The organism is Nonomuraea sp. NPDC000554 (genome assembly GCF_040300065.1).
Taxonomy (GTDB): Bacteria; Actinomycetota; Actinomycetes; order Streptosporangiales; family Streptosporangiaceae; genus Nonomuraea.
In genome coordinates this window covers 101,689-128,515 of sequence record NZ_JBEPDC010000029.1, presented here as the reverse complement: position 1 = coordinate 128,515, position 26,827 = coordinate 101,689, and the positions used below count along the sequence as shown (strand labels likewise).

Genomic DNA, 26,827 nt, shown 5'->3' with positions numbered 1-26,827 from the left:
GGCGACAGGCTGCCGTGGAAACCACCGACAGGCGTTTGCTGCGCGGCGCGCAGTCGCGGCGCGCCGTGACCCGGCGAGCGGTCGACATCGCCTCACTGGACGGGCTCGACGGGCTCAGCTTCGGGCGTCTGGCCGAGGATCTCGGCATCAGCAAGGCAGGAATCCAGACCCTGTTCCGGACCAAGGAGGCGCTGCAGCTCGCCACCGCGGAAGCGGCCCGCGAGGCATTCGTCGACGCGGTCATCCGGCCCGCTCTGCGGTCCCCTGCGGGCGTCGCACGCGTTCGCGCCCTGGTCGATCGGTGGATCGACTACGCCGTACAGCCGCTGTTCCCCGGTGGCTGCTTCTGGGGCGCGAACCTGCCGGAGTTCGACAGCCACCCCGGGCCTGTCCGGGATGTCCTGCAACAGCAACAACGCGCCTGGCACACGACCCTCGCGACGCAGTTCCGCCACGCCGTCGCACGCGGCGAGATAGCCGACATCGATCCCGAATCTGCCGCCTTCCAAGTGAGCGCCTTGCTCAACGCCGTCAATCTGGCCGTGCGCCTCGGCGACGACGACCGGGTAGCGATGGCGCGGAACGTGATCGACGGTTTGCTCGCGCCGACGTCGCACGATTCGCGGCGCGCGGTCGGCGCAGCTGCCCTCGGGCGCCCCCAGCAGGAACCGAACCCGCGAGGACGCTGCTGAATCAGGCTCGTTCCGGGTGCCGCCAACGCTCTGCCCCTGTCGCCACGTGACTCATCAAGAATGCCCGCGTGATGGCTCCTCGCCGCTGGTCGGGGTGGTGGTGATCGTGAGGCCAAGCGGCGCCTGGCGCGCCGCTCGCCGTCGTTCTGCAGAGCAGGATGCCCAGCTCGAGCTCCACCGGGCGCTGATGAGCGCTGGGCCGGCCGTCGTGTTCGTAGTGCCTGAGATCCGCATCAGGCGAAGAACCGTGCCAGGTGCTCGATAACGATCTCGGGTTGTTCCTCGGGGATGTAGTGGCCGCTGTCGGGCACCTGCACCACTTCGACATCGGTGCCCTTGCCCGGTAGCACCGCCTGCAGGAGCATGTGGCCTGCTTCGCCGCCGCCCAGGCCCAGCAGGGGGACGGTGACCTTGCCGTAGGTTTTCTCGTCGGCGATGTCCTGTCCGAACGATCGGTACCAGGAGTTGCCCGCGCGGATCGCGTCCGGTGCGGCGTAGGCGCGGGCGTAGATGTCGCGGTCGCGGTCGCTGATGGCGGAGGAGTCTTCGATCAGGTAGTCGCACATCCAGTCGATCAGCTCGCGGGACCTGCCGGCGAGCAGGCGCTCGGGCAGGTCGGGCACCTGGTTGAAGGCGAACCACCACAGGAAGCGGCCGGGGCCGGCGTGAATGTCGCCGCCGATCTGCTGGCGTCCGGGCCGGGGGAGCAGGGAGTGGTTGTAGAAGCGCTCATCAGGGTGCGCGATGTCCAGCAGTGCGATGCGCCGGGCGTGGGTGGCATGGTTGGCGGCGAAGGCGTAGGCGACCATGCCGCCGATGTCGTGGCCGGCGATGTCGACGCGGTCGTGGCCCAGGTGGAGGACGAGCCCCAGGATGTCGGCGGCCATCGTCTTCTTGTCGTACCCGCCCGAGGGCTTGTCCGAGCCGCCCATGCCGCGCAGGTCGACGGCGATCACCCGGTGCCGTTCGGCCAGCGCCGGCATGATCTTGTGGAACTCCCACCACGTCTGCGGCCACCCGCCGAGCAGGAGCAGGGGCTCACCCTGCCCGCCCGCCACGTAGTGCAGACGGGTCCCGTTGACGTCGGCGTGCCTGCTGACGAATCCGCCCTCGAGCGAGCTCGCCAACTCCGCGTCAGACGGTACTTCAGCCACGATGATGCCTCCTTCATTGTCGATCTCATAGCCCCGTGGCGCCCAGCCATGCGCCGAGCAGTTCGCCGTCCCCCGTCACGCGCAAACGCCCGGTGTCGGCGGGTCGCAGCCGCCCATAGGTCAGCAGCAGGAGATCGCTGCAGGGCCCGCGCACGGCGACCGCCGCGGAGGTGTCACCGCGACCGGTCTCCCACGTGCAGCCGGCGCCGAGCGTGATCAGCCACGTATCGCCGGTGTCGGTGGCCGTTAACGCCAGCCGTTCACCGTCGCGCTTCAGGCGGCTCACCGGCTCGGCGATCCACGAGTAGTAGGGCAGGTTCTCCAGGAACTCGTCGATGCCGTCGGCGGCGATGCCGGGCGCTATCCGTGGAAGGCGTCCCAGCGCGAGTTCGGCGTCGGCGAGATGGACGACCGCCTCAAACAGCAGGCGGCGAGGGTAGAAGCGCACATGCTGGTCGGCCCCGTGGGTCCAGTTGGGTGCGTCGGGGTCGGCGCTTCGGAACGTGCGCAGCGACAGTGTCACGCTCCCAGCCAGCCAGGCCGGATAGGCCGCCGTGTCTTGAGGCAGGTCGAGCGGTATGTCCCTGGACCAGACGCGCTCGGTCACGCGGCGTCGTACCAACTGCTCCATCCATCGGTGGGTGGTGCCGTGATGCTTGGTCAGATCGGCGAGCGTCCAGCCGGGACAGGTGGGCACCGGCGTCTCCAGATCGGAACCCGCCAGCAGTTCGACGAAGCGCGCGTCCACGGCTTCGACCGCATCGCAGTACTGCTCGTATGTCAGACGACCCATGAGGACGGACGGCACCTCCCGATCGCCGGCCTGAATCCCGGCGCCGGCCACGCGGCTTGCTGCGGAATCCACGCCGGTTTCGCTGCTGTGACGGCCAGCAAGGCTATTCCTTGACACTGGCGTCAAGGTCAAGTGCCACGCTGCCTACCAAAGCAGGGAGTGATCCTCCGCACGGTAGAACCGCCGTTGGCATGAACGTCCGACGATCATCGGAAGACACCGAGCCCGGAGGCCGCCTGGACGGCGGGGCCGTCGGTGACCGCCCCGCGAACGCATGTCCACATGCGCGAGGAAGTACAGATGGAAGCCGAAGACGCCGCCCACGCCCGTCAGCGACTCCCACATGTCGACCGTGGGGATGACGTCGATTCGCGATGGCGGCGATCTGAGCAGCGTAGGCCTCGATGAGCTGCTCGCGTGCGGCCGTTCGCAGCGCCGCCATCCGGCAGTAACTCCTTGAGATCCCTGCTCCCGTCGTCGCCGATGCCCTCGGCTACCACGACAGGACCACCGCCCGTCTCCTCAGGGAGAGCGGCGGAGCATGGAGCCGCTACGCCGCCGGGGAACACTGGTTCTGTAGATGATGAGCGACAAAAGACTGCTACGTAGCCGTCATCGACACAACCAGGAACACGGAACGCCACCATCGACCCGGCGATACGGGTACCGCCGAGCGACGAGCCTCCGATGACCGCACCTCTGACTCGAAGGAGAACATCCACGATGAGCACGGCCTACGCGAGTGAATGCTGGCTCACGCCGAGCGCCCGAACCAGGCCCTCCACGATCCACGCCACCGGCCTGTTCGCCATCGAGCAGATCCATCAAGACGAGGTCGTCATGCGGCTCGGCGGACAGACCATCAACGATGAGACTCTGGCCTGTCTCACCCCGCCCTACAGCAGCTTGACCGTCGAGGAAGGCCTCCACCTGCTGCTCGACCCCGCCCATCCAGTGCGCTACGGCAACCACTCCTGCGATCCCAACCTCTGGCATCGCGACGCAACCACCCTGATCGCACGACGCGACATCGACCCGGGCGAAGAGTTGACCATCGACTACGCCACCCACAGCGGCGTTGAAGCATGGTCGATGGACTGCCGCTGCGGCAGCACCCTCTGCCGCCACACCGTGACCGGCAACGACTGGCAACTGTCCCAACTCCAGGCCGCCTACGGCACCCACTGGAGCCCACCCCTACTCGATCGCATCAAGACCGCCACCAGGCAGAGGCCTTCAGACAGTTGCAATACCTGACGTCGCCAGAGCACGTCCACAGGACCCATGTCGAAGACGTCTGGATCGCCGGGCTGCAACGCGCCGCTCGGCCTGGGGAGAGCCTGAGCCGATGAAGGGGAACCTGCGAATGGCCGCCGTCCAGCGCGCTATCTGGAAGGCCGGCGAGCTGCAGCGCCTCCTGGCTGAACGTGGCCTGGTGATCAGCGCGGGCAAGATGTCGGGACTGTGGTCCGGGCATCCGGCCAGTGTCAAGCTCGATGAGCTGGAGGTCATCCGCGCGACGCTCGGCTGCGAGGTGGGCGAGCTGCTGATCCGTGAGCCCGAGAGCGTGCCGCAGCCCGTCCAGCACCCCCAGGACCAGGCGGCCACCGCCGACGGCTGTCCGGCCGCCGACCTTGCCGTCACTCCCCAGCCTCGACCTGGCCGCTCGCTGCCACCTCGGTGAGCGGCGCGAACGCGCCGACCCCACGTCCGAGCTGCGGTCCGCCTGTCATTACACAGGCGGCTGGGTGCGGTGGTGTTCTTCCCTGATGAGGCGGCGGTGCGCACCGATTACCACGTCGGCACCGCCTGGGCCCCGATCCCGGCACCCCCAGAACTGTCGGCGCCGGGTGCTTGGGTGGGGGCATGCGTTACGGCATCGACGTCGCGATCCTCGGTGACCTCGCGGAGCCGGCACACCTGGTCACCCTCGCCCGGGAGGCCGAGGCCGCCGGGTGGGACGCCGTGCTGGTGTGGGACCACTTGGCCTTCACCTGGGGCATGTCATCGGCCGACCCGTGGGTGACGCTGGCCGCGGCGGCGCAGGCGACCTCGCACATCAGGCTGGGCACGGCGGTGACGGCCGTGGCCCGGCACCGCCCGGAAAGGCTGGCCCAGACGGTGGCGACGCTCGACAGGCTGAGCGGCGGCCGCGCGATCCTGGGCGCCGGGCTGGGCGGCGTAACGGAGGAGTTCACCGCCTTCGGCTCAACGCGTCCCGGCGGAGTCGTGCTCGACGAGGCACTCGACGTGATGGTCTCGCTCTGGTCCGGCGAGGAGGTGCACCACCGGGGCGCTCATTACACCGTCGACGGGGTGCGGCTCGCGCCGCTGCCCCTCCAGCGGCCCCGGGTGCCGGTGTGGGTCGGCGGCACGGCTCCGAGCGCCCTTCGGCGTGCCGCCCGCTGGGACGGCTGGATCGTCGCCGGCGACGACCGGGAGGGTCGTATGACGCTTTCGCCCGACTCCCTGGCCGCCCAGGTCAGCGAGCTGCGCCGGCACCGGGCAAACGTGGGCGACCTCGACGTGGCGGTCATCGGGGTGAGCGAGCCAGGCTCGTCGGTCCGGGCCTACGCCGACGCGGGCGCCACGTGGTGGCTGGAGCACCTCCACAGCTACCGGGGATCGATGGAACGACTGGTGCGGCGCGTCAAGGCGGGCCCGCCGGTGTGAAGCACCTGCGGTGCGCGCGTGGCTCAGGACAGCTCGATGCACAGGCTCACAGCGTCCCGGCGTGCCAAGGCGGCCTGCGAGATCGCTTTCAGGGCCAGTTGTCGGATTCCGCCTTCGATGCCGTCGGACGACACTCGCAACCGCTCGGCGCCGACTGTGCGATCGACTTCGACGTGCTCGATCCACCGTCTGATGTCAGGCTGAGTACGTTCGAGCCGATCCTTTGCGCCTTGGAGGTTTTGATGCGTGCAGGCGTCGTGGTCACCGCACACCCCGGTGTGGAGGATCTCGCCGTGCAGGCCGAGGAGTTGGGCCTGCACAGTTTCTGGGTGAACGACACCCCGATGGTCCACGGCGACCCCTTCGTCGCCCTGGGACTGTGTGCGAAGGCCACCAGCCGCATCAGGCTCGGCATCGGCGTGACCTCACCGGCGCTGCGCTCGGCCCCGGCCGCCGCGAGCGGGTTCGCCAGCCTCAACGCCCTGGCGCCGGGCCGGATCATCTGCGGCGTCGGCACCGGGAACAGCGCCCGGCGCACGCTGGGCATGCGGCCGACCACGGCGGCCATGATGGAGAACTTCACCGCCGCACTGCAGGACCTGTGCGCCGGACGCACCATCGAGTACCGGGAAGGTGACCGGGTCCGCGACGTCCGGTTCCTGCACACCGGGGCGCAGGTGAACACGGCCGACCCGGTCGAGTTCGTCGTGGCCGCGCTGCTCGGGCCGAAGGCCGCCGCCGTCGCCGGCCGCCGCGGCACCGGCCTGATCTCCTTCGGCCTGCTGGACCCCACCGCCTGGCACGCACTGCACGACGCCCGCCGCCAAGCCGCCCACGGCACACCCCGCGACCCCGGCTCCCGCACGGACTCCTACCTGGTCACCGCGCTGCACATACTCGACGAGGACGAGGACCCCCACGGCGACGCGGCCCGTGACGCGACCGGCCACATCGTCCTGTCGCTACTGGCCTTCGCCGCCGACACCGCCGGCGACGCGCGCGCCTTCGCCGAGCAACTCGGCCCCGAGGAACGCGAGGCGGTGCGGCGGCTTCTCGACCGGCGCGGCACCACCGCCACCGCACCCGACCGGCACACCAAGCTCTACCCCAACTACCTCGGACGCATCGCGCCGGAGGATCGGGACCTGATCCTGCCCTCGCTGATGAACACCCTGGCCCTGGTCGGCACTCGCGACGACCTTCGCGCCCGCATCGCCACCCTGGAACAGGCCGGTATCGACGAGCTGCTCATCCAGCCGGTGATCGACCCACCCACCGAGATAGCCCAGTTCGCGAAACTCCTCACCTGAGCGGAACCCGTCGGCCGCGCGCACGCGGTTCACACCCCGGCCGATGATCGCTATCTTGCCAGATGGCGAAGGCTATTCCGCGCCAGGGCATGGGCGCCGTTCGCTCGCTGCGCCGTTCACACCTCATTGGACCAGCAGGTTCAGGTCGGCTCGTCCACCCGGCGGTGGAGCCCGTCGAACAAGACGGCCAGAAGCTGATCACGATGTGCGGGGGTCCGCTCCACCGCCCAGGCGACTGAAGCGATCAGGGAGAAAAGGGCGGAAGCGTCAATGTCGGGTCGGATCGTCCCTGCGTGCTGGGCTCTGGCCAGTAGTTGCGCCCCGGCGGCCTTGACGGCTTGGCAGGTGGCGTGGAGTTCGGATGTGGGGTCGGCGAGGCTGTCGACGAGGGCGTCGACCAGACCGCGATAGGCCATGGCGTGCTCGACCGCGGCCGTCAGCCAGGTGGCCAAGGCCTGGTGCGGGGATGGGGAGGCGAGCAGCTCATCTGAGCGTGCGTTCAGACTTCGCAGGCTTTCGCCCAGCAAGGCCTCCAGCAGTGCCTGGCGGGTCGGGAAGTGCCGGTAGAGGGTCACGTTGCCAACGCCGGCGGTGCGCGCGATGTCGTTCAAGGAGGCGCCAACGCCGTGCTCGGCGAAAGCCGCCCGGGCGGTCGTCAGGAGCCGCTCGTAATTGCGTCGCGCATCTTTGCGCCCTACGGGCCGGGCCTGCGCTGATCGATCCGCCACGGGAACCCTCCACACATTTGCCAAAACGAGGAACCTCCTCATATCTTAGCCCACCGAAACCGAGGAGCTTCCTCGTTTCTTTGGGTTCCCTTCTGAGGAGTGCCATGACCGAGCAGAGCACGCACGCGGCGAGAGCGGGATCCGGGGCCGCCGGTGCCGCCCGACAGCAGCGCCACCCCGACCTGGTACTCGCCATCGTGCTGATCTGTCAGACGATGTTCATCCTGGACACCAACGTGGTGAACATCGCCCTCCCCGACATCCAGCACGACCTGGGCTTCTCTGCGGCCGGCCTGTCCTGGGTGCTCAATGCCTACATGCTGGCCTTCGGTGGTCTGCTGCTGCTCGGCGGTCGCGTGGGCGACATCGTCGGCCAACGGCGGGCTCTCATCGGCGGGGTCGTCATCTTCACCCTCGCCTCACTGGCCGGAGGGCTGGCCACATCGGCTGGGATGCTGCTGGCGGCCCGTGCCGGTCAGGGGATCGGCGCTGCCATTGCCGCACCGACCGTACTCGCCCTCATCACCGTAGGCTTTCCGGACCCTGCACGCAGGGCTCGGGCGCTGGGAGCCTACGCGGCGGTCTCCGGCTCCGGCGCCGCGATCGGCCTCATCGCCGGCGGCATGCTCACCGACTGGATCTCCTGGCGGTGGGTGCTGTTCATCAACGTGCCGATCGGCGTCGTCCTGCTGATCCTGGCCCCGCTGTTCATCACCGAGACCGATCGCCACCCGGGCCGCTTCGATCTGGCGGGTTCGCTGACCTCGACGCTTGGCATGACCGCGCTCGTCTACGGCTTCATCCGCGCCGCTGAGCAGGGCTTCGGCGACGTGGTCACGCTCGGCGCGCTCGGCGTGGCCGCCGTCCTGCTGGTCCTGTTCGTGGCCGTGGAATCCCGTGCCCGGCAGCCGATCGTCCCGCTGCGGCTGTTCGCTGACCGCAACCGCGCCGGCGGCTACGTCGTGCTGCTGTTCGTCCTGGCCGCGGGCAACGGCATGTTCTTCTTTCTCACCCAGTTTCTGCAGCAGGTCCGCGGCTACAGCCCTCTGCAGGCGGGATTCGCCTTCGTGCCGCTGGCCCTGGTGATCCTGGCGTCTTCCGGTGTGGCGGCTCGGCTGCTGCCGCGCCTGGGTGCCAAGACGCTGATCGCCGTCGGCGCCGGGGCGATCAGTCTGGCCCTGCTGTGGATGACGCAGCTGACGCCCCAAGCCGACTACGCCCTGGCGCTGCTCGGCCCCATGATGATCGCCGGTCTCGGCATGGGCACCTTGCTGGTAGGAGCCACCACCGTGTTGTCCTCCGGGATCCGAGCCGAGGATGCCGGTGCCGCCTCTGGCCTGCTCAATGTCATGCAGCAGATCGGTGGTGCGCTGGGGCTGGCCATCCTCGTCACGGTGTTCGGCGCAGCCACGCGCGCTTCGCGTGGACCGGCCCACCAGGTCCTCACCGACGGAGTAACCACGGCCTTCACCGTCGCCGCCGCGTTCACCGCCTGCACCATCCTCCTGGCCCTGACCATGAAGAACCGGCCGGCTCCCACCGCCGAATCCGCAGCCACGGAGCAGCTCACCCGATGACGTAGGAAGCAACCTCATCTGCGCCGGCGATGAGATGCGGGCACGGGACACCCAGCGTACGTTTCCGTTTCGCCACACTCTGAGGAGCAGTGGCCCCGCCTGAATCCGAGGGGGCGCGCCCGCTCTTCGGCGAGGCCGACTCGCGCGACGCCACCCACCAGGTAGGAAGTGCCGATTTACCAATCGGTGTCGGCGCTTCGCTGGTTTCCGGGACACCCTGACATCGATACGTTCAGGATGGAACCCGATTCGGGGAAGGAAAGTGCCGCCTCCGTGTGTTCTCGGCACTTTCCACGCACGCATGCCCGCGGCGGCCGACAGGCCGCCACCTTCGTTGACCGTAGAAGAGGGATCGGCACCCCCGTGGCGCGCACCCTGGATGAAGACGAGCTGATCGAGCACTGGCTGCTGATCGGCAAGGAGCCGGATCTGTTGACCGGCCGGACCGGCCCGTCCAAGCTGGCGCCGGCGCTATGACTGAAGTTCTTCGCCCAGCACGGCCGCTTCCCCGAGGGCCGTTCCGAACTGCCGGACGAGGCGGTCGCCTTCGTCGCCGGCCGGGTAAAGGTCGGGCCGCCCTTGATCTTGCTCCGGGAAAGGGTCGTTTGTGAGAGCCGATTCGTTTATACGCCGAGTGAGGCCAGTGCCCGGCGAGTGACGTCGGCCGGGGCCGCAGCGATGACGTCATTGAGCGCGTCCATGGAGGACTGAAGGTCGCTGATGGCCTGAGCGATGCGGTCGCGCTCCTGGTGGAGGTCGGCGAGCAGGTCCGAGCAGGTGGGGACGAGGCGATCGCCAGTGTCCCGCAGGCACGGCAGGACCGTAGTGATGGTCGAGGTGTTCAGGCCGGCGGCCAGCAGGCTGCGGATGCGGCGGACGATGGCAACGTCCTCTTCAACGTATTCCCGGTAGCCACTGGGGCGTCGCTGCGGGTGGAGCAGACCCTGTTCTTCGTAGTAGCGCAGCAGGTGCACGGCCACGCCGGTCCGCCGGGACAGCTCACCGATGCGCACGAGGACCTCCTGATGGCCGGGCGGACCTTGTCTGCTCGCCTTGACTCTCATACCGATATGAGACTTTAGCGTATGCGGCATGAACGCGAACAAGGGTTTCGCGACGCTTGCGGCATTGTGCGCGAGTGTCTTTGTCGTGGGTACCTCGGAGTACCTGATCGCCGGGCTGCTGCCCCAGGTCGGAGCCGATCTGGACGTCTCCGTGGGAACCGCCGGACAAGCGGTGACCGCATACGCGCTCGGAGTGGTGGCCGGAGGGCCCGTCATGGCGCTGCTGACCGCGCGTCTGCCGCGTAAGGGGCTCGCCATCAGCCTGATGCTGCTGTTCGCGGCGGGCAGCGCGATCAGTGCCGTGGCGCCTTCGTTCGGTCTGCTCCTGGTGGGCCGCGTGGTGTCCTCGCTCAGTCACGCCGCCTTCCTGGCTCTGGCGCTGGTGACGGCGACTCGGGTGGTCCCGGCTGAGAGGACGGGCTCGGCCATCGCCACCGTGGCCTCCGGCTTCACCGTGGCCACGCTCCTCGGAGTGCCCCTGGGGGCACTGCTCGGGCAGGGCGCCGGATGGCGGGCTCCATTCGCCGTGCTGACCGTTCTGTCCCTGGTGGGCACCATGCTCCTGTCCGCCGTCCTGCCCCGGCAGGAGGCACCGTCCACGCGGCTGCGTGACGAGATACGCGTGGTGACGCGTCGGCCGGTCATGCTCGCCATCGCCACCACCGCGGTGGGCTTCTCCGGGGTCGCCACGGTGTTCACCTACATCGCCCCGCTGCTGATCCGCGTCTCCGGCTTCTCCGCCGCGGCGGTCTCCGGTCTGCTGCTCGCCTACGGCGCGGGTGGTTTCCTCGGCAACCTCACCGCCGGAAAGCTGACCGACAAGTCGATGAGCGCCACCGTACGCGGGGTCTTCGGCGGGTTGGCGGGGACGCTCTTGCTTGTCCCGTTCGCCGTGGTGTGGCAGCCCACCGCCGTGGCCGCGGTCCTGGTACTCGGCCTGCTCGCCACCGCGACCATCGCCCCGCTGCAGGGACTCATCCTGCACCATGCGGGCGCCGCCCCGAACCTGGCGGTCTCCGTCAACGTGGGCGCCTTCAACCTCGGGGCCGCAGCCGGCTCGGTCATCGGCGGCGCGATCGTCGCCGCCGGCGCTCTGCGGTGGACCGGCCTGGCGGGCGCGGTACTGAGCCTGATCGGACTGGCCCTCACCTATCTCGTCCTACCCCGGACGCGGACGTTGGCGAAGGACACCGAACACGAAGCCTCGATCGCCGCCTGATTCCCCGTCCACTCACCTTGCAAAGGAGGTCGCCATGCAGGCGATCCAAATCGCTCGCCACGGCGGGCCCGAAGTCCTGTCCGTCCGGGAGGTTCCCCAGCCCACTCCAGGAGCCGGCGAGGTACTGATCCGAACCGTCGCGAGCAGTCTGAACCCGGTGGACTGGAAAACTCGCGCATGGGAGGTCGGGCCCGACCTCCCCGCCACCTTGGGGTGGGATCTGGCCGGAGTCGTCACCGCCGCCAACCACCCCGGCTACCGTCCTGGGGACCATGTGATCGCGATGTCGGCACAGATCGCCACCGGCCGCGGTACCTGGGCCGAGCAGGTCGCTCTGCCCGCCCGGCTGCTGGCGGCCGCACCCACCACACTTCCGCTGGCGGACGCCGCGGCACTGCCGCTGGCCGGAGTGACGGCGCTGCAGGCCCTGAACCGGGCGGCAGTCACCGACGGAGACAACGTTCTGATCATCGGCGCGGCCGGTGCCGTAGGCGGCATCGCCGTCCAACTCGCCCGCCACACCGGGGCCACCGTCGACGCCTTGGTCTCACGCCCCGAGCACCTCGACGCGGCCCGGGAACTCGGCGCCGAACACGCCTGGCATACCCCGGCGGATCTCCCCCGCCGTACCTATACGGCAGTACTGGACACCGCAGGCGTCGACGCGGGCCCCGCCCTCGCACCAAGGGGGCGGTACATCTCCATCGCTGACCACCGCCTGCCCGACATCCCCGGGGCCGCCAAGAGCTACGTCCAGGAAGACCAGGATCACCTCGCCCAGCTCGCGGCCCTTGTGGACGGAGGCGAACTCCGGCTACGCATCGCGTACCGCTACCCCTTCCACGAGGCCCGCAGCGCCCACGAGCGGTTCGAAGCAGGCGGAGTGCTCGGCAAGATCCTGCTCACCTTTTGAAAAACGACCGTGCATGCCCCTCCGTCGTCCCGGATAGTAGGGAATGTCTTCCCGAGGTCGTACATCGAGTGCTCTGAGTTCGTTGATCGCGCGGCCATGACTGGAGCCGGAAGATCAAATGGCTCACAACCTAACAAATTGACCATATCCGCAGTTCAGAGCCGTTGCCAACGCGAGGGGAGAAGGGCCGGAGACCGCCGGACAACGGCGGTCTCGGACGCGGCGACTGCCCCGATAGGAGGGGATGGTCGCCGCGTGGTCGTGCCGGTAAGCCCGGGGCACGGGCCACTTTGGGGGTTGTCATGGTGGCGGTCCATCATCGCTACGCGGACGTGCAGGGCCGGGGGCTGTTTCACAGGCGACCAATGAAACACCGCCCTGTCGAATGAAGTACGACCCGTCGTCGGTGTGAGCGTGCACGCCGGCTCGCTTCCGGCGCTGTCTGCGTAGATCCCGAGCTCGGATGACTACGCTGGATCCGCAAGCTGGAGGAGGTCGCGATCTGTATGGCCAACGAGAACGCGCCTGGACGGTCTGAGCACGAGGACACGCTCGGAGCCGAATGGGAGAGGCACCGGCCCGCGGTTTTCGGCGTGGCCTACCGGCTGCTGGGCAGTGTGGCCGACGCCGAGGACGTGACCCAGGACGTGTGGCTGCGGGCGGCCGGAACAGATCGGCAGGACATCGATGATCTGCGGGCCTGGCTGGTGACGGTGGCCGCACGGCGGTCGTACGACATTCTCAAGAGTGCCCGTTTCCGCCGGGAGACCTATGTCGGGCCGTGGCTGCCGGAACCGCTGCTGACGGGGCCGGACGCATCCGAGCCGGTCATCGTCGATGAGTCCGTCGGCTCGGCGATGCTCCTGATCATGGAGGAGTTGAGCCCGCCGGAGCGGGTGGCCTTCGTCCTGCACGATGTCTTCGGTCTCGCGTTCGTCCGGATCGCCGAAGTGCTGGATGTCTCCGTGCCGGGTGCCCGGCAGTTGGCCTCGCGGGCGCGGCGGCGGGTGGCCAACGCGAAGCAGTCTTCGCCGCAGGCGTCGAAGGCGGAGCGTGAACGTGTGCTGGCGGCCTTTCGCGCCGCCTACGAGGCCGGGGATCTGGCTGGCCTGGTCAGGCTGCTGCACCCGGACGCCGTCTACGTCACCGACGGCGGCGGCAAGGTCGCCGCGATGCGCAAGCCCGTCAACGGTGGTGAACGCGTCGCTGAGGTGATGGTGCGCGTGGGCCGCCAGTGGCGTCCGGACCGCATCGACCTCGTCGAGGTCGGCGGCGAGCTCGCCCTGGTGTGCCACCGGGAGGGCCATGTCTACTCCGTGGACACGCTGCAGATCACAGACGGTCTGATCACCGCGTACCGCAGGGTCATCAACCCGGACAAGCTTTCTCACGTCTGAGCTGTCACAACCCGAGGGGCCACCTCGTCTCCCTGATGAGAACCCAAACGGGACAGACGAAGGAACGCTCGTGAACAGATGAGATCGATCATGCCGGACGGCACGCGTCCACCTGCTGCGTTCCTCCGACGAGCCGCGAGGGGCCCTGCGTGTGAACGGGCTGCGCGCTCGAGTGCCCTCCCCAGGAAGGACCATTGTGCAAGCCATCACTGTCCGAGACCGTGAAGCCGGTCTCGCCGGGCTGTCCCTGTCGGACATGCCCTACCCGCACGCGGCCGAGAACGACGTCATCGTGCGAGTGCACGCCGCGGGCTTCACCCCTGGAGAGCTGGACTGGCCGGCCACGTGGACCGATCGCGCAGGCCGCGACCGGACGCCGAGCGTGCCCGGGCACGAGTTGTCGGGTGTCGTCGAAGAGCTGGGGTTCGGCACGACCGGCTTGAGTGTCGGCCAGCGGGTGTTCGGCCTGGCCGACTGGACCCGCAACGGCTCGCTCGCCGAGTACACCGCGGTGGAGGCCCGCAATCTCGCGCCGCTGCCGGCGGACGTCGACCACACCCTGGCCGCCGCACTGCCGATCTCCGGGCTGACCGCCTGGCAGGGCCTGTTCGACCACGGCCGCCTGACCACAGGCCAGACCGTCCTGATCCATGGCGCCGCGGGCGGCGTCGGCTCGATCGCGGTACAGCTCGCCCGCGAGGCCGGCGCCCGTGTCATCGGCACTGGCCGGTCCGCTGACCGGGACAGGGCGCTTGCACTGGGCGCCGACACCTTCCTGGACCTGCAGACGGAGAAGCTGGAGGACGTCGGCGAGGCCGACGTCGTGTTCGATGTGATCGGCGGAGACATTCTCGACCGATCGGCCGCCCTGGTCCGGGCCGGCGGCACGCTCGTCACCATCACCCTGCCGCCCAAGGTTCAGCCCAAGGCCGGGCGGGCGGTCTTCTTCGTCGTCGAACCCGACCGCGCCCGGCTCACCGAGCTCGCCACGCGACTGAGGGACGGCCGGCTCAAGCCGGTCGTCAGCGCCGTACGGCCGCTCGCCGAAGCACCCGCCGCGTTCGCCCCCGCCACGCGCACCCGGGGCAAGACGATCATCCGCGTCACGCAAGACTGAACAGGAGACCCCTTCTGATCGGAATGCGGATCGCCGGTGGACTGCCGGCCATCGCCACGCTGACCGCGGCCACGCCCCGTTCTACCTCGGACCAGCCCGCCCACGCCTTCTGGCCTACGGAGGTGACATGCCGCTCCTTCCACGCCCGCGTTCGGTCCGGGCTCGGTGCACCCTCATCGTGGCGCTGTTCACGATGAGCGTCCTGGTGGTGCTCGGTGCGACGCTGGACCTGGCGATCCGCTACCGGATCCAGTCCGGCGCCTTCCGCCAGGCCGAGCGGGTGGCGAGCCAGTGGAGCCCGGTCGCACGCGGCGGCATGGTGCCACGACCGATACCCGCCAACCCGCCCGTCGACCTCATCCAGGTCGTGGACGTCCACCACCGGGTCATCGACGCCAGCGGGGAGGCTTCCGCCACCGTGCCGCTGAGCCGGCTCCGGCCGCCGCCCGACGCCCGTGTTCAGCCCTACCGCGAGTGCTCACCGAACGACCGGTGCATCCTGCTGCACGCCATCCGCCTGACCCCGGCACCGGACGCGGGCGTCGTCTACGCCGGCATCCCGGAGCCGGACCTGTTGGCCACCCATCAGCTCGAGTACGCCCTCGCGGCCGGGATCGTCCTGGTCACCGGCATCGCCGCCTGGACCGCATGGCTGCTGGTGGGGCGCGCGCTGCGTCCCGTCGAGGCGATCAGGACCCAGATCTCGCAGATCACGGTGAGCGACCTCAGCCTGCGCGTCCCCGAACCGCAGGGCAACGACGAGATCAGCCGGCTCGCCACCACCGCCAACCAGACGCTCAGCCAGCTTGAGGGCGCGGTGGAGCAGCTACGCCAGTTCGCCTCCACCACCAGCCACGAGCTGCGCACCCCGATCGCCGCCCTGCGCACGCACCTGGAGGAGGCGCTGCTCTACCCCGACGACGTCGACGCCCAGGACGCGCTCCGCAGCTCGCTGACCACCGCCGGCCGGCTGGAAGCGATCGTCAACGACCTGCTGCTGCTCGCCCGCCTCCGGGCCACCGATCCGCTGCCCCCGGAGAAGATCGATCTCGGCGAGCTCGTCGCCACCGAGGTGAGCGCGCAGTCCTCGGCCGCGCCGATCTCCGTGCCGATCACCTTCCACGCCCCCGCCGGACTGAAGATCCGCGGCTCGCGTATGCAGCTGATCCGCGTGCTGGACAACCTCCTGGCCAACGCTCTGCGGCACACCGAGTCCACCGTGGAGGTCAGCGTCGAACCGGCCGACGCCGGGGTCGCGGTCACGGTGACCGACGACGGGCCCGGCATCCCACCGACCCACCGCGAACGCGTCTTCGAACGGTTCGTCCGCCTCGACGACGGCCGCCGCCGCGACCCCGGCGGAAGCGGGCTCGGCCTGGCCATCTCCCGCGACATCGCGCACAACCACCACGGCACCCTCACGGTCGAGGACTCGCCACGTGGGGCCAGGTTCGTGCTGTGGCTGCCACTCATCAGCGGAGGTCCCGCAACAGCACACCAGGAAGCAGGCACCTGACGCGCACCAAGAGCCGCATGAACAGATAGGCCCATCAGCCGGACGGCGCGTACGGCGGGCAGAGCCGCTCGGCGGCCGCGCCCGGCGAGGCCACCTGGCCGTCGTCCAGCCGGGCGGGGCGGCGCAGGATCCAGCCGCACACTCGACTGGCCCCGCCAGGGTGCTGGCTGGCGATGCTGCCCGCGCGCCGCGCGACCCGTCGGTCACCGCGGAGGTCATCCTCAGCCTGGTCGACCTGCCCGAGCCGCCGCTGCGGCAGCTACCCGTACCCGATCGCCGAGAGGGTCTACCAGCAGCGGCTCGCCACCTGGCAACAGTGGCGCGAACTGGCCGAGACGGCGTGACCCTGTCCGGCCGCATCTCACCCACGGGGCGGGGGATCTGCGGCAGCGGCACGGCGCTCTCCTTCAAGGGTTGGGTCTGGTCAGCGGGGGTCGTTCTCGGCGGCCGCGGCGGCGTGCTGGGTGTCGGCGAGGGTCTTGTGGACGACGCCGATGGAGACTTTGACTCCGGCCGCTACGGTGCGGATGGATTCGCCGCGCTCGCGGCGGGCCAGGATGGCGGCGCGTTTGTCGTCGTCGACCACGGGACGGCGGCCGCCGACCCGGCCGCGAGCGCGGGCTGCGTCCAGGCCGTTCTTGGTCTTGCGGACGATGTCGCGGCGCCGGTCTTCGGGTCCGGCCGAGATACGGCCAGAAGCGGCCATGAGCGGATCATGTGCCCGTGGAGAGCATCTCGAGGTCTTCGGGGATGCCCCCACGTTCTCTCCGAAACAGCAGTGTTGCATGAGAGTAGATGTCCGGATATTTCCTTCTGTGACATGACATATCTGGTGAGAGGCGGGGGATGGCCAGGACCTCCGGCCCTGCCCGCGACCGGCCCCGCGAGGTCCGATGGAGTCTGATCGTTCACCGTGCCGGGCGCAGCGGCGGGACCTAAGACTCCCCGACCTGGGACGTTCGCCGCTGCCGGGCCTGCCGGGCACAGGAGAGCGTGATAGCTGGAAGTGAGGTGACATCGATGACGATCGAGGTCAAGGACATCATGGGGCGCGTCGCCATCGCGGTGCTGCAGGAGGCCTCGTTCACGGAGATCGTGGACGCGATGAAGCGCTACGCCGTCGGCGCCGTCACCGTGATCGACGCCGAGCGGCGCCCCGTGGGCGTGGTGTCGGAGGAGGACCTGCTGCTCAAGGAGGTGGACACCGCCCGGCACAGCGTCTCGATGTACGAGTCGCGCAAGCAGCGCGAGGATCACGAGAAGGCCGCGGGCGTGACGGCGGCGCAGCTGATGACCTCCCCGGCGATCACGGTGACCCCGGAGACGGCCGTGCGCGACGCGGCCAGGATGATGCGCGACAGGCACATCAAGCAGCTGCCCGTGGTCGACCCGGCCACCGGGCACGTGGTCGGCACCCTGCACCAGCAGGACGTGCTGCGCGTCTTCACCCGCCCGATCGCCGAGATCGAGGCGGAGATCGCCGACCTGGTCGGCAAGCCCGAGGCGTTCTCGATCAAGATCGAGGGGGGCATCGTCACCATCGGCGGCAAGGTCGAGCGCAAGTCGCAGGTCATCGCCCTGGTGGAGCGGATCCGCGCGGTGGAGGGCGTCGTGGACGTCGTCTCCGACCTGACCTACGACAGGGAGGACATCCTCATCGTCCCGCCGCTGCTGTAGGCGGTCACGACGAGGCTTTCCACCGCTCGTAGGCGGCCACGGCGGTCGGCAGCGTGGGGAAGAGGAGGTCCGCGCCGATGGACTCGGTCAGGCCGAACGCGTCGAGCGAGGTGCGCAGGTCCTGCTTGACCCTGGCCATGGCGAACACGATGTCGCGGCGGGCCAGCTCGGCGCGGAGCGAGTCGACGGCGTCCAGCGCGGTGATGTCCACCTCCACGTTGGCCTCGGCGTTGAGGACGAACCACGACACCGGCTCTTTCTGCTGGTCGACGGCCGCCAGGGCGCGGCGCAGGAAGTTCTGCGCGTTGGCGAAGAACAGCGGGGAGTCGTAGCGGTAGACGACCAGCCCGGGAACGGTGCGCGCCTGCGGGTAGTCGTCGATGTCGTGCATTCCGGCCAGCCCCGGCACGATGCCCAGGATCGCGTCGTGCGGCCTGGCGACCCGGGCCAGCATCTCCACGACGGACAGGCCGACCGCCAGCAGCACCCCGTACAGGATGTCGAAGGCCAGCACCCCGGCGAGCGCGGCCAGCGCGAGCAGCAACTCGCTGCGCCGGAAGGACGCCAGCCGGCGGAACGCGGTCACGTCGATCAGCTGGATGGCGGCGAAGACGACCAGGGCCCCGAGCGCGGCGGTGGGGAAGTCGGCCAGCAGCGGGCCGGCGAACAGCAGCACCGCCACCACCCCGGCCAGGCAGACCAGGGAGTACAGCTGGGTGCGGGCGCCGGCCGCGTCGGCGAGCGCGGCGCGGCTGCCGCTGCTGCTCACCGGGAACCCCTGCAGCAGGCCCGCGCCCACGTTGGCCGCGCCGAGAGCGAGCAGTTCCTGGTTGGCGTCGATGGTCTGGTTGTGCTTGGCGGCGAACGCCCGGGCGGTGAGCATGTTGTCGGTGTAGCCGACCAGGAGCACGCCGAGGGCGGGCAGCAGCAGGTTCCGCAGGTCGGCGAGCGCGGGCAGGGCGGGCGCGGGCAGCCCGGTCGGGACGGGGCCGACCACCTTGATCCCGTACCTCTCCAGCCCGAACAGCGCGACACAGGCGGTGGCCAGGAGGACGGCGAGCAGCGGGGCGGGGAACCGCGGCAGTCGCCACTGGACGAGGAACAGCAGTGCCAGCACCGCGGCCGAGAGCAGCACCGTCCACAGGTGGACGCCGGGCAGCCCGCGGACGAACGAGACCAGCTCGGCCCCGACCCCCTCCCCGGACACCGGCACCCCGGTGATCTTGCCGAGCTGGCCGACGATCATGATGAGGGCCACCCCCGCCAGGTAGCCCACCAGGATGGGCCTCGACAGCAGGTCGGCGACGAAGCCCAGCCTGAGCAGCCAGCAGAGCAGGCAGAGCAGGCCCACGACGACGGCGAGCCCGGCCGCGAGCGCCGCGTACCTGTGCGGGGCGCCCGCCGCGAGCGGCCCGACCACGACCGCGGTCATCAGCGCGGTGGTCGACTCGGGCCCGACGGACAGCTGGCGCGAGGAGCCGAGGACGGCGTACAGCGCCAGCGGCGCCAGCACCGCCCACAGGCCCGTCACCGGTGGCAGCCCCGCCACCGTGGCGTACGCCATGACCTGCGGAACCAGGTAGGCCGCCACGGTGAGGCCGGCGAGCACGTCACCGCGCAGCCAGGCCCGCCGGTGCCGGGTCAGGTGCTGGACCATGCCGTAAGTCTCTCAGCACGCCTCCGGTCCGGCGCCGGTCCGGCGTCCTCAGGCTCGGCGAGCCTCACACCAGGCTCGGTGGGGTAGGAACCGGTGGAGTGCCGAACGTCCGCCGGACGAGGGCCGACGCCCTGTCAGGTCGGGACTTTCGACTCTCGCCCGCGCCCCTCCCGCCGTGATGCGCTGGCCTCATCACCAGCAGGAGGGGAAGCCATGACCACCGGTGGGACGCAGGACGCGGAGCATGCGATCAAGGCGTCGCTGGAGGCCGCCCGCTGGGCGCCGTCGGTGCACAACACCCAGCCCTGGTCGTTCGCGGTGTCCGGCGACGAGATCAGCCTGCGCGCCGATCCCGACAGGAAGCTGCGGGCGAGCGACACCGCGGGCAGGGAACTGCTGATCAGCTGCGGGGCGGCGCTGTTCAACATCCGGACGGCGCTGCGCGGCGAGGGGTACGAGCCGGTCGTGCGCGTCCTGCCGGACCCGGATCGGCCGTCGCTGCTGGCCACGGTCAGGCTCGCGCCCGCTCCGGCGGTCGACGACCAGGCGCGGGAGCTGGCCAGGGAGTTCGAGCGCAGGCGCACCCACCGGGCGGGTTTCGCGAACCTGCCCGTTCCCGCGGCCCTGATCGCGTCGCTGGCCAGGCACGCCGCCGAGGAGGGCGCCGAGCTGACCGTGATCGCCTCGTCGGAGGCGGTGCGGGTGCTGGCGGCGCTGACCCAGGCGGCGCAGGTGGTGCAGTCCCAGGATCGGCGGTTCTCGCTGGACGTGATCCGGTGGGCGCGCCCACCGGGCAGCACGCGTGCGGACGGCGTGCCGGCGGGCGCCTACCCGCGTCAGGAGGTGGCGGGCGATCCCGACTTCCCGCAGCGCGAATACGCCTGGCGGCACGACTGGGGCGGTCCGGCGCAGGGCGGGCCGACCACCACGGGGCTGGTGGCGTTGCTGACTACGGGCGGTGACGAGCGGGCGGAGTGGATCGCGGCCGGGCAGGCGTTGCAGAGCGTCCTGTTGCGCGCCGCCGCGCACGGTGTCAGCGCGGCCTTCCACACCCAGGCGCTGGAGATGTTCCACCTGCGGGAGTTCCTGCGCCAGGAGCTGTGCTCGGGCCGCTACCCGCAGATGATCATGCGGTTGGGCGTCGCCCTGGACGACAAGGAAGCGGTGCGCAGGCCGCTGGGCGACATGCTCGCGTGAACAGCCGCAGTCCCGGCAAATCCGCAAAAAGCACCCACAATCCCGGCAAACACGTATATAAGTAAAGAATTCCCTCCTCTGCCTCGTGTGTCCGTAGCACTGCTCCGGTGGGAGACTGGCTCGTATGACGCAAGGCATGCAGCGTGCGTTGATGCCGCAGATGCGGCTCGACGAGTTGCTGGCGGAGCTGCAGGTCAGGCTGAACGCCGTCCTGGCCACCCGCGACCGCGTGCACGCCCTGCTGGAGGCCGTGGTCCTGGTCGGCAGCGACCTCGACCTCGAGACCGTGCTGCGCCGCATCGTGGAGACGGCCACCAAGCTGGTCGACGCCAGCTACGGCGCCCTCGGCGTCGTCGGGCAGGAGCAGACGCTGATCCAGTTCATCCCGGTCGGGCTGACCGAGGAGGAGATCGCCGGGATCGAGCACTGGCCGCACGGGCTGGGCCTGCTCGGCCTGCTGATCAAGGACGCCCGGCCGCTGCGGCTGGGCCGCATCGCCGAGCATCCCGAGTCGTACGGCTTCCCGCCCGGGCATCCGCCGATGCGCACCTTCCTCGGGGTGCCGGTACGCGTGCGCGACGAGGTGTTCGGCAATCTGTACCTGACGGAGAAGCGCGGCGGCGGCGAGTTCGACGAGGAGGACGAGGCGATCGTCATCGCGCTGGCCGCGGCCGCGGGCGTCGCGGTGGAGAACGCCCGCCTGTACGAGGAGACCCGCCGGCGTGAGACCTGGCTGCAGGCGTCGTCCGAGGTGACCACCAGCCTGCTGTCGGGGGCCGACCCCCGCGAGGTGCTGACCATGCTGGCGACCCGCGCCCGGCAGATGAGCGACGCCGACCTGGTCAAGATCCTGCTGCCGGACGAGCCCAGGCGGTCCCTGGTCGTGGAGTACGTCGACGGCGAGCACGCCGAGCAGGTGGCGGGCATCACCTTCGACCTGGAGAGCACCCCGGCCGGCCAGGTGTTCACCGAGGGGCGGGCCCAGGCCGCGGGCGGCCTGCTCGACGACGTCAACTCGCCGCTGCGCGACCTGGGCTTCGGCCCCGAGCTGCTGATGCCCCTAGGCGTGGGGGAGGCCGTGCGCGGCGTGGTCGCGCTGGCCAAGCGGTCGGGGCGGCTGCCGTTCAGCGCGGCCGACCTGCGGATGCTGGAGGCGTTCGCCGGCCAGGCCGCGATCGCGCTGGAGCTGGCCGAGGCCCGCCGCGACGCCGAGCGGCTGAGCCTGCTGGAAGATCGCGACCGTATCGCCAAGGACCTGCACGACGTGGTCATCCAGCGGCTGTTCGCCATCGCCATGACGCTGATGAGCACGGTACGGCTGGTGGACCGCCCGGAGGGGGCGGGCAGGCTGCAGCACGCCATCGACGAGCTGGACGGGACCATCCGGCAGATCCGCTCGACCATCTTCGGGTTGCAGAGCGCGCACGAGGTCGGCGGGCCCACCCTGCGCGCGCGGATCGTGGAGCTGGTCGAGGCGGCCCGCGGCCATCTGGGGTTCATGCCGGGGCTGCGGATGGAGGGCCAGGTCGACCACCGGGTGCCCGAGCCGGTCGCCGAGCACGTGCTGGCGGTGCTGCGCGAGGCGCTGTCGAACGTGGTCCGCCACGCCAGGGCGTCCAGGGCCGACGTGTCGGTGGAGGTGGCGGGCGACCAGCTCACGCTGACCGTGCGCGACAACGGCGTCGGGATGCCGGCCGAGGGCCGCCGGAGCGGGCTGCGCAACCTGGAGGAACGCGCGGTGGGGCTGGGCGGCTCGTTCGAGCTCACGACTCCGGGAGGGGGTGGCACTCTGCTGAGCTGGAAGGTCCCTTTGTGATCCTGCGGCCGGTGACCTGCTCGGTCTCGACCGTGATGTAGTGGGCGCGCGCGCCCGGCGCCCATGGAGTCAACGGCAGCGTGTCCAGCCGGGCGATCTCGCGAGGTTCGTGCACGGCCCTGGCACGCCCGACGGCGGTGACCGACCAGCCGGTGCGCGTGTCGAGGTCGAAGCTGTCGGCTTCGAAGGCCACCACGGCGTGCCGGGTGGCGGCCGCCAGCTTGGAGCCCGTCGCCGTACGGATCACGATCGTCTCCCCGTCGAGGCAGAAGGTGACCGGCTGCACCGCGGGCAGCGCGTGGTCGGTGAAGACGATCCGTCCAATCGGTGTGGCCGACAGCAGGCAGAGGCACTCCTGCCGGGAGAGCACCTGAAGTCCTGACGAATCGAGTTGCATACCGTCCAGGATCATCGGCGGACGCCGCCCGGCATTAGAGGCGAAGGTCCTCTGATTCCCGCCGATCTGCCTGCGCTCCGGCAGCCGCGCGGCACTCCAGAGGCGGAGGTCCTTCCTGTGCGGGACCTTCGTCGCTAGGCCACCGCTCGCGGCCGGACTGTGATGAAGGAGAGGCCGGGGGAGGAAACATGATCACCGTTGGTGTCGACGGCTCGCGAGCCGGGCTGGAAGCCGTGGGATGGGCCGCCAGGGAGGCGGTGCTGCGTGAGGTGCCGCTGACCATCGTGCACGCCATGCCGCGCTGGGCCTGCGAGAGCGAGAGCGAGGGCGGCCACTACGCCGAGGTGGCCCGGTGGATCCGCGACGGCGGCCGGACGGTGCTGGCCGCGGCCGAGGAGCGGGCGCACCGCGAGCAGCCGAAGATCGAGGTGACGACCGCGTTCCTGCCCGGCGATCCCCGCACGGCGCTGGTCAGCGCCGCCGAGGACGCCGAGCTGCTCGTCATCGGCAGCCACGGCCTGGGCTGCGTGCGCGGGCTGCTCGTCGGGTCGGTCGCGTACGGGGTGGCGGGGCGCGCGGCCTGCGACGTCGTCCTGGTGCGGGAGCTGCCCTCGTTGCCCCGGGGCGAGGTGGTGGTCGGCGTCGACGGGTCGCCGGCGTCCCGCCGGGTGCTGGACTTCGCCTTCGCCGAGGCGGAGCTGCGCGGCGCCGACCTGCGCGCCGCGCACGCCTGGGCCTGGCCGCAGCTGGGCGGGTTCGAGCCCGCGGATCCCGACAGCGAGCGCAACGAACTGCTCGTGCTGAAGGAGACGCTGGCAGGCCACCGCGAGCGCCACCCGGACGTCACGGTGGTGGAGGAGGTCGTGCACGGGCACCCGGTCGAGGTGCTGAGGCAGGCCGCCACCGGGGCCGACCTGCTCGTGGTCGGCTCGCACGGCCACGGCACGTTCGCCGGCATGGTCATCGGGTCGGTCAGCCAGGCCATGCTGCATCAGTCCCCGTGCCCGCTCGCCGTGGTCCGCCGCAGGCAGGACAGCGAGGCGTGAACCGGCTCCGCCGGGATGTCGCGCCCCCGAACTGGGCATGATGAATTCGTGAATTCGGGCGACCGTTTCAACGCCTTCCGTGCCCTCGCCGACCGGCGCGGACGGCCCGGCGTCCGCCTGATCGAAGCCCTGGCCGAAGCCCCGAAGCAGGGCGGGGGGCCTGAGGAGTGGGCGCCACACGTGGCCAGGCGGCTGGGGCTGCCGGCCGGCTTCTACGCCGACCTGAGCAGCGGGCACACGCCCGCCGTCACGTCCCCTGGCCGTCCCGTGACCCCGGCGCGCCCGGAGAGACCAGGCTCTACCAGGAGCGGTTCGCCACGTCCGACGGGCTGGCCCATCTCGCCGCCCGGGGAGGAACCCGACGACGACCATCCGCTGATCCTCGTCACCGAGGACACCGCGCCAGGCCAGGTCTTCTGCGCGTTCCACTTCCCCCCGAGCCGGGTGAACAGCCTCACCTCCGGCCACGCGGACACGGTGACCTCGTGCCCCGAGTACAAGGTCACCGCCGTGCGACTGGCCGCGGACCCAGGGTGACAGGACTCGGACCAGATTGGACAATGGAGATGATGGGGTGATCGACCGATCACATGGAGTACCGCCAGAACGGGTACCACCAGAACCGACATGACGCGAAGCGCCCGTCGCCCGCTCGCGACGGTGGCAGAGGCCCGCGGTGATCATCCCGGGCCCACCGCTCGCCGGGCCACGGCCGGGCAGCTCAGGGGGATCCATGAAGGCAGAAGTCGGAGACACGATCATCGTTGAGCGCGTGCATCTGGGCGAGCCACGCCGGGTCGGCGTGATCGTCGAGTTGCGCAACGCGGACGGCTCGCCGCCCTACGTCGTGCGCTGGCACGACGAGGGGCACGAGACGCTGGTGTTCCCGGGGCCCGACGCCCACGTCGAGCACCATCACGCCACACCTGAATGGCGGTGACGCGCCGGGAGGCGCGGCATCACGGGGGGCGTGGCTCGCGCGTCCGGCGGGAGGGCCGGACGCGCCGCACCCATTCGAGGGGAGGCTCCGTGATGGAGACCAAGCGATGGAGCATACAGATCGACATCACCGAAGACCGCGACGTCACCTCGGCCCGCGCGGTCCTGTCCACCGGGGGAATCGACGACCACATGGCCGGTATCGGCCGGGCCCGCCGCAACCCGATCGACCGGCCCGTGCCCGACATCGGTGACGAGCTCGCGGTCGCCAGGGCACTGGCCGACCTGGCCGACAGGTTGCACGACGCGACCACCCAGGACATCGCCGAGTGCCTGGGCCGCTGACCGGCGCGGACGAGGGCGACACCCGGCGGCCGTCGAGTACGGGGAACGGAGGCGGCGCCGATGACGCCCTGGACGCAGATCAAGGAGACGCACGCCGCCGTCGTGGTGTTCCTCGGCGATCACGTCGTCAAGCTCAAGAAGCCGGTGAGCCTCGGCTTTCTGGACTTCGCCGCCCGTGAGGCCCGCGAGGCCGCCTGCCACGAGGAGGTGAAGCTCAACCGGCGGCTGGCGCCCGACGTGTACGAGGGCGTGGCCGACGTGCTCGGCCCCGACGGCAGGCCGTGCGAGCACCTCGTCGTGATGCGGCGGATGCCCGAGGACCGCCGGCTGGCCACGATGGTCCGGGCGGGCGAGGCGGTGGAGGAACACCTGCGCCGGATCGCCCGGCTGGTCGCCAGCCTGCACGCCCGCGCCCGGCGCGGCCCGCTGATCGACCGGCAGGGCGGGCGGGAGGCGCTGCGGTCGCGGTGGAGCGCGAGCTTCGAACACGTCCGAGCCCTGCCGGCAGCCCCGATCGACGCCCGGACGGAGGCCGAGATCGAACGGCTGACGCAGCGCTTCCTCGACGGCCGCCAGGCCCTCTTCGAGGCCCGCGTCGAGGAGGGCCGCATCGTCGACGGCCACGGGGACCTGCTCGCCGACGACATCTTCTGCCTGGACGACGGCCCGCGCATCCTCGACTGCCTGGAGTTCGACGAGCGGCTGCGCTTCCTCGACGGCCTCGACGACGCCGCCTTCCTGGCGATGGACCTGGAACGGCTGGGCGCCCCGAGGCTGTCCGAGCTGTTCCTGCACTGGTACGCCGAGTTCTCCGGCGACCCGTCCCCGCCCTCGCTGTGGCATCACTACGTCGCCTACCGGGCGTTCGTCCGCGCCAAGGTCGCCTGCGTCCGGTACGGGCAGGGCGAGTCCCGCGCGGCGGCGCAGGCCCGCGACCTCGCCGACCTGGCGCTGCGACACCTGCAGGCCGGTGCGGTCACGCTGATCCTCGTCGGCGGCACGCCGGGAACCGGGAAGTCCACCCTGGCCGCCGCCCTCGCCGACCGGTTCGGGTACACGCTGCTGAGCAGCGACCACGTCCGCAAGGAGCTCGCCGGCACCGCCGCCCTCCAACCCGCGCCCGCCCCGTACGGGGAGGGGATCTACACCGAGGAGTGGACCGAGCGCACCTACACCGAGCTGCTGTCGAGAGCCGGGAGGCTGCTCCAGTACGGGGAGCCCGTCATCCTCGACGCGTCCTGGATCCACGCCGCGCACCGGGCGGAGGCCGAGCGGGTCGCCGAGCGGACCTGCAGTGACCTGCTGGCGCTGCGCTGCACCACGCTGCCGCAGGTGGTCGCCGACCGCATCGCCGCGCGCATCGGCGGGGCCTCGGACGCCGACCAGGCGATCGCCACGACGATGGCGGAGGTGATGGCGCCCTGGCCGGAGGCCACCGAGATCGACACCAGCGCGTCGGCGGAGCAGGCGCTCGACCGGGCGCTGAAGGCGATCAGCGCCCGCGCGTTCGCCGTCCCGTGGCGCTTCCGGCAGCCCCTCATGGAGCCCGACTGACGGGTTCGGCTGATGGGGCTCAGCTGATGGGCCCAGTCGGTGAGTT

General features: G+C 70.4%; 27 protein-coding genes. 19 read left to right on the top strand and 8 right to left on the bottom strand.

Annotated elements, in window-relative coordinates; translation table 11 throughout:
* Positions 1 to 14 precede the first annotated feature (14 nt).
* Positions 15 to 692, top strand: coding sequence for a TetR/AcrR family transcriptional regulator (locus ABT294_RS40080; protein WP_350811675.1), 678 nt, complete (start codon positions 15 to 17; stop codon positions 690 to 692).
* A gap of 233 nt (positions 693 to 925) precedes the next feature.
* Here the strand turns inward: ABT294_RS40080 and ABT294_RS40075 are convergent, their stop codons facing one another.
* Both ABT294_RS40075 and ABT294_RS40070 read right to left on the bottom strand, forming a co-directional pair.
* A complete protein-coding gene (locus ABT294_RS40075; protein WP_350811674.1) occupies positions 926 to 1,846 on the bottom strand; it encodes an alpha/beta fold hydrolase in 921 nt (306 codons plus the stop codon).
* A 25-nt stretch (positions 1,847 to 1,871) separates the two neighbouring features.
* Positions 1,872 to 2,711, bottom strand: a complete 840-nt coding sequence (locus ABT294_RS40070; protein ID WP_350811673.1) for a maleylpyruvate isomerase family mycothiol-dependent enzyme — start codon at positions 2,709 to 2,711, stop codon at positions 1,872 to 1,874.
* Between the two features lie 651 nt (positions 2,712 to 3,362).
* On the opposite strand from ABT294_RS40070, the gene ABT294_RS40065 reads away from it, so the two are divergent.
* From ABT294_RS40065 to ABT294_RS40055, 3 genes are all read left to right on the top strand, one after another.
* Positions 3,363 to 3,896 (top strand): SET domain-containing protein, encoded by a 534-nt coding sequence (locus tag ABT294_RS40065; RefSeq protein ID WP_350811672.1) that lies wholly within the window; start codon positions 3,363 to 3,365, stop codon positions 3,894 to 3,896.
* Between the two features lie 91 nt (positions 3,897 to 3,987).
* Positions 3,988 to 4,323 (top strand): helix-turn-helix domain-containing protein, encoded by a 336-nt coding sequence (locus ABT294_RS40060; protein ID WP_350811671.1) that lies wholly within the window; start codon positions 3,988 to 3,990, stop codon positions 4,321 to 4,323.
* Between the two features lie 182 nt (positions 4,324 to 4,505).
* Entirely contained in the window at positions 4,506 to 5,312 is an 807-nt protein-coding gene (locus ABT294_RS40055) for an LLM class flavin-dependent oxidoreductase (protein ID WP_350811670.1), read from the top strand.
* Between the two features lie 23 nt (positions 5,313 to 5,335).
* On the opposite strand, the gene ABT294_RS40050 is transcribed toward ABT294_RS40055, so the two are convergent.
* Entirely contained in the window at positions 5,336 to 5,632 is a 297-nt protein-coding gene (locus ABT294_RS40050) for a hypothetical protein (RefSeq protein ID WP_350811669.1), read from the bottom strand.
* 9 nt (positions 5,633 to 5,641) lie between these two features.
* Between ABT294_RS40050 and ABT294_RS40045 the strand changes: the two genes are divergently transcribed.
* Entirely contained in the window at positions 5,642 to 6,622 is a 981-nt protein-coding gene (locus ABT294_RS40045; RefSeq protein WP_350811668.1) for an LLM class flavin-dependent oxidoreductase, read from the top strand.
* A gap of 140 nt (positions 6,623 to 6,762) precedes the next feature.
* On the opposite strand, the gene ABT294_RS40040 is transcribed toward ABT294_RS40045, so the two are convergent.
* Positions 6,763 to 7,350, bottom strand: coding sequence for a TetR/AcrR family transcriptional regulator (locus ABT294_RS40040; RefSeq protein WP_350811667.1), 588 nt, complete (start codon positions 7,348 to 7,350; stop codon positions 6,763 to 6,765).
* Between the two features lie 104 nt (positions 7,351 to 7,454).
* Here ABT294_RS40040 and ABT294_RS40035 point away from each other — a divergent pair, with 104 nt between their 5' ends.
* On the top strand, positions 7,455 to 8,927 hold the full coding sequence (locus tag ABT294_RS40035; protein ID WP_350811666.1) for an MFS transporter: 1,473 nt from the start codon (positions 7,455 to 7,457) through the stop codon (positions 8,925 to 8,927).
* A gap of 623 nt (positions 8,928 to 9,550) precedes the next feature.
* Here ABT294_RS40035 and ABT294_RS40030 read toward each other — a convergent pair.
* Positions 9,551 to 9,940 carry a MerR family transcriptional regulator gene (locus tag ABT294_RS40030; RefSeq protein ID WP_350811665.1) on the bottom strand — a complete coding sequence of 130 codons (390 nt, stop codon included), beginning with the start codon at positions 9,938 to 9,940 and terminating at the stop codon, positions 9,551 to 9,553.
* A 79-nt stretch (positions 9,941 to 10,019) separates the two neighbouring features.
* On the opposite strand from ABT294_RS40030, the gene ABT294_RS40025 reads away from it, so the two are divergent.
* The 5 genes from ABT294_RS40025 to ABT294_RS40005 all read left to right on the top strand — a co-directional run bounded on the left by ABT294_RS40025 (position 10,020) and on the right by ABT294_RS40005 (position 16,153).
* Positions 10,020 to 11,210: an MFS transporter gene (locus ABT294_RS40025; protein WP_350811664.1), complete on the top strand. Its 1,191-nt coding sequence runs from the start codon at positions 10,020 to 10,022 to the stop codon at positions 11,208 to 11,210.
* A gap of 34 nt (positions 11,211 to 11,244) precedes the next feature.
* Complete coding sequence (locus tag ABT294_RS40020; RefSeq protein ID WP_350811663.1) at positions 11,245 to 12,123, top strand: NADP-dependent oxidoreductase; 879 nt, start codon at positions 11,245 to 11,247, stop codon at positions 12,121 to 12,123.
* Between the two features lie 506 nt (positions 12,124 to 12,629).
* A complete protein-coding gene (sigJ, locus tag ABT294_RS40015; protein ID WP_350811662.1) occupies positions 12,630 to 13,520 on the top strand; it encodes an RNA polymerase sigma factor SigJ in 891 nt (296 codons plus the stop codon).
* A gap of 196 nt (positions 13,521 to 13,716) precedes the next feature.
* On the top strand, positions 13,717 to 14,637 hold the full coding sequence (locus tag ABT294_RS40010; protein ID WP_350811661.1) for an NADP-dependent oxidoreductase: 921 nt from the start codon (positions 13,717 to 13,719) through the stop codon (positions 14,635 to 14,637).
* Between the two features lie 127 nt (positions 14,638 to 14,764).
* A complete protein-coding gene (locus ABT294_RS40005) occupies positions 14,765 to 16,153 on the top strand; it encodes a sensor histidine kinase (protein ID WP_350811660.1) in 1,389 nt (462 codons plus the stop codon).
* Positions 16,154 to 16,577: 424 nt separating this feature from the next.
* Here ABT294_RS40005 and ABT294_RS40000 read toward each other — a convergent pair whose 3' ends face one another.
* Positions 16,578 to 16,859: a hypothetical protein gene (locus ABT294_RS40000; RefSeq protein ID WP_350811659.1), complete on the bottom strand. Its 282-nt coding sequence runs from the start codon at positions 16,857 to 16,859 to the stop codon at positions 16,578 to 16,580.
* A gap of 314 nt (positions 16,860 to 17,173) precedes the next feature.
* Here ABT294_RS40000 and ABT294_RS39995 point away from each other — a divergent pair, with 314 nt between their 5' ends.
* The gene (locus tag ABT294_RS39995) at positions 17,174 to 17,830 is read left to right on the top strand and encodes a CBS domain-containing protein (RefSeq protein ID WP_350811658.1); all 657 of its coding nucleotides are present in this window, start codon (positions 17,174 to 17,176) and stop codon (positions 17,828 to 17,830) included.
* Positions 17,831 to 17,834: 4 nt separating this feature from the next.
* Here the strand turns inward: ABT294_RS39995 and sulP are convergent, their stop codons facing one another.
* Positions 17,835 to 19,487 carry a sulfate permease gene (gene sulP, locus ABT294_RS39990; protein WP_350811657.1) on the bottom strand — a complete coding sequence of 551 codons (1,653 nt, stop codon included), beginning with the start codon at positions 19,485 to 19,487 and terminating at the stop codon, positions 17,835 to 17,837.
* A 213-nt stretch (positions 19,488 to 19,700) separates the two neighbouring features.
* Here sulP and ABT294_RS39985 point away from each other — a divergent pair, with 213 nt between their 5' ends.
* Both ABT294_RS39985 and ABT294_RS39980 read left to right on the top strand, forming a co-directional pair.
* Positions 19,701 to 20,684 (top strand): Acg family FMN-binding oxidoreductase, encoded by a 984-nt coding sequence (locus ABT294_RS39985; protein ID WP_350811656.1) that lies wholly within the window; start codon positions 19,701 to 19,703, stop codon positions 20,682 to 20,684.
* Positions 20,685 to 20,820: 136 nt separating this feature from the next.
* Positions 20,821 to 22,500 (top strand): sensor histidine kinase, encoded by a 1,680-nt coding sequence (locus ABT294_RS39980; protein WP_350811655.1) that lies wholly within the window; start codon positions 20,821 to 20,823, stop codon positions 22,498 to 22,500.
* On the opposite strand, the gene ABT294_RS39975 is transcribed toward ABT294_RS39980, so the two are convergent.
* The gene (locus ABT294_RS39975) at positions 22,448 to 22,897 is read right to left on the bottom strand and encodes a pyridoxamine 5'-phosphate oxidase family protein (RefSeq protein ID WP_350811654.1); all 450 of its coding nucleotides are present in this window, start codon (positions 22,895 to 22,897) and stop codon (positions 22,448 to 22,450) included. The genes ABT294_RS39980 and ABT294_RS39975 overlap by 53 nt on opposite strands.
* A 188-nt stretch (positions 22,898 to 23,085) precedes the next feature.
* Between ABT294_RS39975 and ABT294_RS39970 the strand changes: the two genes are divergently transcribed.
* The 5 genes from ABT294_RS39970 (at position 23,086) to ABT294_RS39950 (ending at position 26,781) form a co-directional block, all read left to right on the top strand.
* Positions 23,086 to 23,943: a universal stress protein gene (locus ABT294_RS39970; protein WP_350811653.1), complete on the top strand. Its 858-nt coding sequence runs from the start codon at positions 23,086 to 23,088 to the stop codon at positions 23,941 to 23,943.
* Positions 23,944 to 23,991: 48 nt separating this feature from the next.
* Complete coding sequence (locus ABT294_RS39965; protein WP_350811652.1) at positions 23,992 to 24,480, top strand: hypothetical protein; 489 nt, start codon at positions 23,992 to 23,994, stop codon at positions 24,478 to 24,480.
* A 196-nt stretch (positions 24,481 to 24,676) separates the two neighbouring features.
* Positions 24,677 to 24,883: a DUF1918 domain-containing protein gene (locus ABT294_RS39960; protein WP_350811651.1), complete on the top strand. Its 207-nt coding sequence runs from the start codon at positions 24,677 to 24,679 to the stop codon at positions 24,881 to 24,883.
* A 92-nt stretch (positions 24,884 to 24,975) separates the two neighbouring features.
* Positions 24,976 to 25,227, top strand: a complete 252-nt coding sequence (locus ABT294_RS39955; protein WP_350811650.1) for a dsRBD fold-containing protein — start codon at positions 24,976 to 24,978, stop codon at positions 25,225 to 25,227.
* A 60-nt stretch (positions 25,228 to 25,287) separates the two neighbouring features.
* The gene (locus ABT294_RS39950; RefSeq protein ID WP_350811649.1) at positions 25,288 to 26,781 is read left to right on the top strand and encodes a bifunctional aminoglycoside phosphotransferase/ATP-binding protein; all 1,494 of its coding nucleotides are present in this window, start codon (positions 25,288 to 25,290) and stop codon (positions 26,779 to 26,781) included.
* Positions 26,782 to 26,827: the final 46 nt, after the last annotated feature.